Below are 7,544 nucleotides of genomic sequence, written 5' to 3'. Positions count from 1 at the left end.
ATGATCTTGTCCTTGCCCATGGTCGGCGCGATCTTCTCGATCGCGGACAAAGCGTGGGCGGTTTCGAGCGCGGGGATGATGCCCTCGAGCTTGGCAAGCCGCTGGAAGCTTTCGAGCGCCTCGGCGTCGGTGACTGGGATATAGCGCGCGCGGCCGATCTCGTGCAGCCAGCTATGCTCGGGGCCGATGCCCGGATAGTCGAGGCCGGCCGAGATCGAGTGCGCCTCGGTGATCTGGCCGTCATCGTCCTGGAGCAGATAGGTGCGGTTGCCATGGAGCACGCCGGGGGTGCCGCCGGCGAGGCTCGACGCATGCCGGCCGGTGGTCACGCCTTCGCCCGCCGCCTCGACGCCGATCATCTCGACATCGGGATCGTCGAGGAAGGGGTGGAACAGGCCGATCGCGTTGGATCCGCCGCCGACGCAGGCGACGAGCATGTCGGGCAGCCGGCCCTCGACCTTCATGATCTGCTCGCGCGTTTCGCGGCCGATCACCGACTGGAAGTCGCGGACGAGTTCCGGATAGGGGTGCGGGCCGGCGGCGGTGCCGATGATATAGAAGGTGTCGTGAACGTTCGCGACCCAGTCGCGCAGCGCCTCGTTCATCGCATCCTTGAGTGTCTGCGCGCCCGACGTCACCGGCCGGACCTCGGCGCCGAGCAGCTTCATGCGGAACACGTTGGGCTGCTGGCGGGCGACGTCGACCGCGCCCATGAAGATGGTGCAGGGCAGGCCGAAGCGTGCCGCGACGGTAGCGGTGGCGACGCCGTGCTGGCCCGCGCCGGTTTCGGCGATGATCCGGGTCTTGCCCATGCGGCGGGCGAGCAGGATCTGCCCGATGCAGTTGTTGATCTTGTGCGCGCCGGTGTGGTTGAGCTCCTCGCGCTTCAGATAGATCTTGGCGCCGCCCAGATGTTCGGTCAGCCGCTCGGCGAAATAGAGCGGGCTCGGACGGCCGACGAAATTCGCCATCAGGTCGTCGAGTTCGGCGTGGAAGGCGGGATCGGCCTGCGCCGCGCGATATTCGCGCTCCAGGTCGAGGATCAGCGGCATCAGCGTCTCGCTGACATAGCGGCCGCCGAACTGGCCGAAATGGCCCTGCTCGTCCGGTCCGTTGCGCAGCGTGTTCGTAAGCGAAGCGGTCATAATGATGCGATCCGTTGGAGGAAGGTGGCGATCTTGTCCACAGCCTTGATGCCGGGGGCGCTCTCCACGCCCGACGAGACGTCGATCAGGCGCGCGCCTGTGGAGCCGGCGGCACGCTCGACATTGTCGGCGTCGATCCCGCCCGACAGTGCCCAGCGCTGAGGGTGATCGAAACCGTCGAGCAGGGTCCAGTCGAAGCGCAGGCCCATGCCGCCCGGCAGCGTGCCTTCGGGGGTCTTGGCGTCATAGAGGATGACGTCGGCGACCGGACGATAGGCATGTGCCGCATCCAGGTCGGCCCGGGTGCGTACCGAAATCGCCTTCCACAGGGCGATGTCCGGATGGCGCTGGCGCAGCGCAGCGAGGCGGGCGGGCGCTTCCTTGCCGTGGAGCTGCAGCGCGTCGACGCCGCCCACGCGGACGGCCGCGTCGATCACATCATCCTCGGCATCGACGAACACCCCGACCTTGCCGACATGGGACGGAACCCGCATCGTCAGGGACCGCGCCTGCTCGAAATCGACATTGCGAGGGCTTTTCGGGAAGAAGACGAAGCCCAGATGCGATGCGCCATGGCGCACGGCGGCATCGACCGTTTCCGGCGTCGACAGGCCGCAGATCTTGGCGGTGACTCGCTGCATGGCGGGGTCTGTCGGACTCTGCGCCGCTCGCGTCAACCTGTCTGTCCGATCAGACAGGGCTAGCCGTTCAGCAATCAGTCGGCGGCTTCGGCGATCTGGGTCAGATAGTCGGGGTCGACGATGCGGATCTTGCCCTGGGTCAGTTCGATCACGCCTTCGCTCGCCCAGGCGGCCAGCTGGCGGTTGATATTCTCGCGGCTGATGCCGACGAAGCTGCCAAGCTCGGACTGGCTCAGGTCGCGCGTCAGGCGGGTGCCGTGCATCTTCTGGTCGGTCAGCCGCTTCAGATAGCGGGCCAGGCGCGGGGCAGTGGTGAAGGCGCGGTCGCTCTCGATCGTGCTGTCGGTCTCGCGGAGGCGGCGCGCCATTTCCTTGAGCAGGCGGATCGCGACCTTGGGATGGCGTTCGATGAAGCCGAAAAATTTGGCGCGCGTGATGCGGATCAGCCGGCCCGGCCACATCGCGACCGCCGATGCGGTGCGCGGTCTGTCGTCGAGCACCGCGATCTCGCCGAGGACCGCGCCAGCCTCGGCGTAATCGAGGATGATCTCGCGGCCATTGGGCGTGACCATAGAGATGCGGACCACCCCGTCGAGGATGATGACCAGCGACGTCCCCTCGTCGCCCTGGGTCAATATCTCGTCATTGGTGCGGGTCGCCTGCAGCGTTCCGATCGACAGCAGGTCGGCCAGCTCGCTCTCGCCACATTCCGCAAAGACGCTGCCCTTCGGCAAATGCGCCAGCAGCTCCGCTGGTGTCATTCCGGCCCCCGATTACGCTGTACTCCGCCCGGGCGGCACCGTGCACGGCACGGCTCGATTCTGCAAGCGATCCTCCGGGCGCAATTCCCTGAGTTGACGCTGCGGTAAAGCCGATCAGTTCGCTGGCGACCAGCCGGGCGGAGCCAGTTCGAAGCCGGCAAAATCGAAGCCGGGAGCCACGATGCATCCGACGAGGGCCCAGCCCCGTGCGGCTTGCGCCGCCTGCCAGGCGCCCTTGGGGACGATGCCCTGCGGCCGTTCGCCGGCGGCGACATCGGGACCGAGCCGAACCGTCTCGGTCGGCCCGTTCTCGTCGGGGGCAATCAGAAGATCGAGCGCGCTGCCGGCATGGAACATCCACAGCTCGGCGGCATCGACCCGGTGCCAGTGCGACCGCTGTCCGGCCTCGAGCAGGAAATAGATGGCGGTGGCATGACCCCGGCTGGGCGCGTCGGCGCCGCCTTCCCGCCAGGTCTCGCGATACCAGCCGCCTTCCGGATGCGGGGCGAGGCCGAGTTCCTCGACGATCCGACGGGCGTCTTCATTGGCGGGAAGCGACATCAGAACAGCCCTCCGCCCATGATCAGCCGGACGATGCCGACCACCAGCACGAAGCTGTTGAGCCGCCGGCCGCTGTCACTGTGCGACAATATGCCGAAGGCCGCGCCGATCAGCGCGACCGGCACCACCGCCCAGTTGAACCAGCCCAGAAAGGGAAAGAAGCCGAGGATCGCACCGCACAGCGCGATGAATCCGAAGCCGAGCGAAAGGACGTTGAACATGGCGGGCAGCTTCCACCATGATCGGCGGGATTGCAACCGCTGTACTGTTTTAATAATACAGCGTTCGAAACAGGATGGGGAACCGGGAATGCGAAAGACGATCGTCATGGCGGCGCTGCCGTTGCTGCTGCTGGCCGCGTGCGAGGTGAAGGTCAACGACGACACGAAGAGCGACGCTAATGCGAGCGCAGGCGACTCGGCGGCCATATCGATCGACGCCGGGGGAAATGTCGCGATGGGATCGGGCGATCAGCCGACCTCGCTGTCGCTGTCGATCCCGGGGATCGAACTGGGCGGCGAGGACATGAACATCGACGGGATGAAGCTCTATCCCGGATCGAAAATGACCGGCGTCAACGTGACCGACAAGGACGGCGGCAATGGCCGCGTCGAGATCCGCTTCGTCAGCCCGGCCGCGCCCGATGTCGTCGCCCGCTATTATGCCGATGCGGCGGGGCAGGCCGACTTCACGGGGGTGAAACTTGCGAAGAGCGGCGCGGCCTCCACGGTGACGGCGGTGAACGGGGAAGGCGACCCGATGACGATCACGCTCCAACCCGCCAGCAAGGGCACCCAGGGTAGCATCGTCATGACCGACAAGTCGGCGAAGTAGCAGCCCGCTTCTGGACGCGCGCGCCCGGCCCGGCTGGCCGTGGCGCGCAAAGCGCTTTCACGCGGGGCGATCAGGCTCTAAAGGAGCCGTCATGCCCCCAATGCTTCTTGTCATGATCGGCGGCGCCATCGGCGCGGCCTTTCGCTTTCACATATCCACGGTCGCGCTGCGCCAGCTCGGCACAGCTTTCCCCTATGGCACCTGGCTGGTAAACCTGCTCGGCGGTCTGCTGATGGGCGTGCTGGCCGGCGTCGTCGCCCGCGCACCGATCGATGGAGAGCCGTTGCGTCTGTTCCTGGGCGTCGGCGTGCTCGGCGGCTTCACCACCTTTTCGGCCTTCAGCCTGGAAACCTTCAACATGCTCACCCGCGGCGAATATCTGATGGCCACCGCTTATGCGGTATCCTCGGTCGCCGGATCGGTGCTGATGCTGTTCCTGGGCGTCGGGCTGTCGCGGGTGTTCGCATGAGCGAGGCCCCCAAGACCGAAGGCGGCGAGGGCCGCCAGTTCATCGTCGCGGACGATGATGACGGCATCCGGCTCGATCGCTGGTTCAAGCGGCACATGCCGGACACCAGCTTCAACATCGTCTCGCGCTGGGCGCGCACCGGCCAGCTGCGCGTCGATGGCCGGCGCGCGGCGCCGGGCGACCGGATCGAGGCGGGGCAGACCATTCGCGTGCCCCCGGCCGAGGTTGCGGCGGCCGCGACCGCAGCCGCAAATGCCGCCAAGGCGAAGCGTCCGGAACGCCCGCGCGAGCCGCTGACTCCCGAAGAGATCGCCTTCGCGCAGAGTCTGGTCATCCATCGCGACCGCCAGGCGATCGTGATCAACAAGCCGCCGGGCCTTGCGACGCAAGGTGGCACCAAGACCGAAATGCACGTCGATCGTCTGCTCGATGCGCTGCAGTTCGATGCGGAGAGCCGCCCCAAGCTGGTCCACCGCCTCGACAAGGACACATCGGGCGTGCTGCTGCTCGCGCGGACGTCGCGCGCCGCTGCGCATTTCGCCAAGGCATTCAGCAGCCGGACCGCGCGCAAGGTCTATTGGGCGGTCTGCACCGATGTTCCGTCGATCGAGGACGGCATGATCGAGTTGCCGATCGGCAAGCAGCCCGGCACGGGCGGCGAGAAGATGTATGTCGACCAGAAGGAGGGCTCGCCCGCGCGGACCCGCTACCGGATGATCGACCGCGTCGGCAACCGCGCCTGCTGGCTCGAACTCCAGCCCTATACCGGCCGGACCCACCAGCTGCGCGTTCATCTGGCGGCGATCGGCCATCCGATCGTCGGTGACGGCAAATATGGCGGGGCGGAAGCCTTTCTGTCGGGCACGATCAGCCGCAAGATGCATCTCCACGCGCGCCGCCTCCGGGTCGACCATCCCGACGGTGGGCAGCTCGAGATCACCGCCGAGCCGCCCGAGCATATCGTCGATACGCTGCGCAATCTCGGCTTTACCCAGTCCGAGGGCGATCTTCCGCTCGACGAGGTGAAGTTCTCCGAAACCGAGGAAGGCAAGCGCCGGATCGCCACCGCGCGGGCCAAGGATGCGCGCAAGGCCCGGCGCGGCGAGCGGCGCGGACGCAGCCAGCCATGACCGGCCCCAACCGGCTTGCCATCTTCGATTGCGACGGCACGCTGGTCGATAGCCAGGCGAATATCTGCCGGGCGATGGTGGAAGCCTTTACCGCCGAAGGGCTGCCGCCGCCGCCCGATCCGGAGATCCGCCGGGTCGTCGGGCTGAGCCTGACCCAGGCGATTGCGGGCCTGTTGCCCGACGCCGAGCATGGCCTGCACGTCCAGCTTGCGGAAAGCTATAAGCGCAGCTTTCAGGCGATGCGCGGTGCCGGGCTGGTCGACGAGCCGCTGTTTCCCGGCGTCGCCGAACTGCTCCACGCACTCGACGCCGATGGCTGGATGCTTGCGGTCGCCACGGGAAAATCCGATCGCGGACTCAAGCATTGCCTGGAAGCGCATGGGCTCGAACGGCTGTTCGTCTCGCTCCAGACCGCAGACCGCCACCCGTCCAAGCCGCATCCGTCAATGGCGCTGCTGGCGATGGCCGAGGCAGGCGCGGTGCCCGAGACGAGCGCGATGATCGGCGACACCAGCTTCGACATCGGCATGGGAATCAACGCCGGCTGTGCCGCGATCGGCGTCGCCTGGGGCTATCATGCGCCGGACGAATTGTTCGACGAGGGCGCGCATTTCGTTGCCGATCGTCCGGATCAGCTTCCCGAAATCCTGAAACTGGCGCTATCAGCGCGCGCATGAAGCGATTCTACAAACAGGCGGCGACCGAAGCGGTGGCCGGAGGCTATGGCATCCGTCTCGACGGGCGCGCGGTGAAGACGCCGGCGCGCACCGAACTGGTGGTACCGACCGCCGCGCTCGCATCCGCAATCGTCGGCGAATGGAATGCGCAGGGCGAGGACATCGACCCCCGCACCATGCCGCTCACCGGGCTTGCCAACGCTGCGCTCGACCGCGTGCTCGCCGATCCGCCCGCTTTTGCGCGCAGCCTGTCGGCTTATGCCGAGAGCGACCTGACCTGCTATCGTGCGGAGAGCCCGTCCGAGCTGATCGCCCGGCAGTGCGAAGCCTGGGATCCGCTGCTCGACTGGGCGGGCGAACGCTATGGCGTCGAGTTCGAGATCGCGACGGGGATCATCCACCGGCCCCAGCCCGACGATACGATCGAGCGGCTATCGGCTGCGGTCCGGGCTTATGACCCGTTCCGGATGGTCGCGCTCCATCCGCTCGTCACCATATCGGGATCGCTGATCATCGCCCTGGCGGTGGCCGAGGGCGAGATCGACGTCGATGGCGCCTTTGCCGCCGGTCAACTCGACGAATTGTGGCAGGCCGAGCAATGGGGCGAGGACGAGCTGGCCGTCCGCGCCCGCGAGGTGAAGCGGGCCGATTTCCGTGCGGCGGCGCGCTTCCTGGCGTTGCTCGTGCCCGTCGACGTCGCCGCCTGACCCCAGCGGCAGGATGACGCGGGCCGTTCGCCGCCTTATGGAAGCAGGATCATGACCGAAGCCACGCAATTGACCGATGTCCGCGAGGAATATGAATTTCTCGACGCCGACGATCGTTACCGCCTGCTGATCGACCTGGGCCGCGCGCTGGAACCGATGCCGGATGCGCTCAAGACCGACGCCACGCTGGTGCGCGGCTGTTCAGCCAGCGTCTGGGTCTACCCGACCGTGCTCGACGACGGGCGCCTGCATTTCCTGGCGGACAGCAATGCGGCGATCACCAAGGGGATCATCGCGCTGGTGCTGCTGACGGTGCAGGATCAGGCGCCGGCCGACATCCGCGCAACCGATATCGAGGGCGCACTCGCCCCCTTCGACCTGCGCAACCAGCTGAGTTCCAACCGCACCCAGGGCATCCCCAACATGATCGCGCTGATCCGGTCGACCGCGGAGCGTTACGCATGAGCCGGTTCCTTGCCCTTGCGCTGATCGCCGCCATGCCGATGGCCGCCCCGTTGACGGTCGCCTACGCGGCGACCCTGCCCTTTGCCACGGGCAAGCTGACTATAGGCGGCGCGGCCTTCACGCCTGCCGAGGTGATGGACGCGCGCGCTTTGCC

At 67.0% G+C, this 7,544-nt stretch carries 11 protein-coding genes; 6 read left to right on the top strand and 5 right to left on the bottom strand.

Annotation, left to right across the window (positions count from 1 at the left end; genetic code table 11):
* From trpB to KAY22_RS21735, 5 genes are all read right to left on the bottom strand, one after another.
* The coding region (gene trpB, locus KAY22_RS21755) for a tryptophan synthase subunit beta (protein ID WP_296625303.1) at positions 1 to 1,145 on the bottom strand (1,145 nt) is incomplete at its 3' end.
* On the bottom strand, positions 1,142 to 1,786 hold the full coding sequence (locus tag KAY22_RS21750) for a phosphoribosylanthranilate isomerase (protein ID WP_296625302.1): 645 nt from the start codon (positions 1,784 to 1,786) through the stop codon (positions 1,142 to 1,144). The genes KAY22_RS21750 and trpB, both read right to left, overlap by 4 nt.
* Before the next feature lie 74 nt (positions 1,787 to 1,860).
* Positions 1,861 to 2,547 (bottom strand): Crp/Fnr family transcriptional regulator, encoded by a 687-nt coding sequence (locus KAY22_RS21745; protein ID WP_296625301.1) that lies wholly within the window; start codon positions 2,545 to 2,547, stop codon positions 1,861 to 1,863.
* A gap of 114 nt (positions 2,548 to 2,661) precedes the next feature.
* Complete coding sequence (locus tag KAY22_RS21740) at positions 2,662 to 3,108, bottom strand: cupin domain-containing protein (protein WP_296625300.1); 447 nt, start codon at positions 3,106 to 3,108, stop codon at positions 2,662 to 2,664.
* Positions 3,108 to 3,329: a hypothetical protein gene (locus tag KAY22_RS21735; RefSeq protein WP_296625299.1), complete on the bottom strand. Its 222-nt coding sequence runs from the start codon at positions 3,327 to 3,329 to the stop codon at positions 3,108 to 3,110. The genes KAY22_RS21740 and KAY22_RS21735 overlap by 1 nt, the downstream gene beginning before the upstream one ends.
* An 88-nt stretch (positions 3,330 to 3,417) precedes the next feature.
* Between KAY22_RS21735 and KAY22_RS21730 the strand changes: the two genes are divergently transcribed.
* From KAY22_RS21730 to KAY22_RS21705, 6 genes are all read left to right on the top strand, one after another.
* On the top strand, positions 3,418 to 3,942 hold the full coding sequence (locus KAY22_RS21730) for a hypothetical protein (RefSeq protein ID WP_296625298.1): 525 nt from the start codon (positions 3,418 to 3,420) through the stop codon (positions 3,940 to 3,942).
* A 91-nt stretch (positions 3,943 to 4,033) separates the two neighbouring features.
* Complete coding sequence (crcB, locus tag KAY22_RS21725; RefSeq protein ID WP_296625297.1) at positions 4,034 to 4,411, top strand: fluoride efflux transporter CrcB; 378 nt, start codon at positions 4,034 to 4,036, stop codon at positions 4,409 to 4,411.
* Positions 4,408 to 5,541, top strand: coding sequence for an RluA family pseudouridine synthase (locus KAY22_RS21720; protein ID WP_296625296.1), 1,134 nt, complete (start codon positions 4,408 to 4,410; stop codon positions 5,539 to 5,541). The genes crcB and KAY22_RS21720 overlap by 4 nt, the downstream gene beginning before the upstream one ends.
* The gene (locus tag KAY22_RS21715; RefSeq protein ID WP_296625295.1) at positions 5,538 to 6,218 is read left to right on the top strand and encodes an HAD-IA family hydrolase; all 681 of its coding nucleotides are present in this window, start codon (positions 5,538 to 5,540) and stop codon (positions 6,216 to 6,218) included. Before KAY22_RS21720 ends, KAY22_RS21715 begins: the two co-directional genes overlap by 4 nt.
* The gene (locus KAY22_RS21710; RefSeq protein WP_296625294.1) at positions 6,215 to 6,925 is read left to right on the top strand and encodes an ATP12 family protein; all 711 of its coding nucleotides are present in this window, start codon (positions 6,215 to 6,217) and stop codon (positions 6,923 to 6,925) included. The genes KAY22_RS21715 and KAY22_RS21710 overlap by 4 nt, the downstream gene beginning before the upstream one ends.
* Before the next feature lie 51 nt (positions 6,926 to 6,976).
* Positions 6,977 to 7,390: a SufE family protein gene (locus tag KAY22_RS21705; protein ID WP_296625293.1), complete on the top strand. Its 414-nt coding sequence runs from the start codon at positions 6,977 to 6,979 to the stop codon at positions 7,388 to 7,390.
* Positions 7,391 to 7,544 lie beyond the last annotated feature (154 nt).

This window comes from Rhizorhabdus sp., assembly GCF_018006725.1.
Classification (GTDB): Bacteria; Pseudomonadota; Alphaproteobacteria; order Sphingomonadales; family Sphingomonadaceae; genus Rhizorhabdus.
This window is presented reverse-complemented; position numbering and strand designations above follow the sequence as displayed.

Excerpts from the sequence above, each read along its gene's own strand:
- KAY22_RS21750 (WP_296625302.1), bottom strand. The coding sequence starts at position 1,786 with ATGCAGCGAGTCACCGCCAAGATCTGCGGCCTGTCGACGCCGGAAACG.
- KAY22_RS21745 (WP_296625301.1), bottom strand. The coding sequence starts at position 2,547 with ATGACACCAGCGGAGCTGCTGGCGCATTTGCCGAAGGGCAGCGTCTTT.
- KAY22_RS21740 (WP_296625300.1), bottom strand. The coding sequence starts at position 3,108 with ATGTCGCTTCCCGCCAATGAAGACGCCCGTCGGATCGTCGAGGAACTC.
- KAY22_RS21735 (WP_296625299.1), bottom strand. The coding sequence starts at position 3,329 with ATGTTCAACGTCCTTTCGCTCGGCTTCGGATTCATCGCGCTGTGCGGT.
- KAY22_RS21730 (WP_296625298.1), top strand. The coding sequence starts at position 3,418 with ATGCGAAAGACGATCGTCATGGCGGCGCTGCCGTTGCTGCTGCTGGCC.
- crcB (WP_296625297.1), top strand. The coding sequence starts at position 4,034 with ATGCCCCCAATGCTTCTTGTCATGATCGGCGGCGCCATCGGCGCGGCC.
- KAY22_RS21720 (WP_296625296.1), top strand. The coding sequence starts at position 4,408 with ATGAGCGAGGCCCCCAAGACCGAAGGCGGCGAGGGCCGCCAGTTCATC.
- KAY22_RS21715 (WP_296625295.1), top strand. The coding sequence starts at position 5,538 with ATGACCGGCCCCAACCGGCTTGCCATCTTCGATTGCGACGGCACGCTG.
- KAY22_RS21710 (WP_296625294.1), top strand. The coding sequence starts at position 6,215 with ATGAAGCGATTCTACAAACAGGCGGCGACCGAAGCGGTGGCCGGAGGC.
- KAY22_RS21705 (WP_296625293.1), top strand. The coding sequence starts at position 6,977 with ATGACCGAAGCCACGCAATTGACCGATGTCCGCGAGGAATATGAATTT.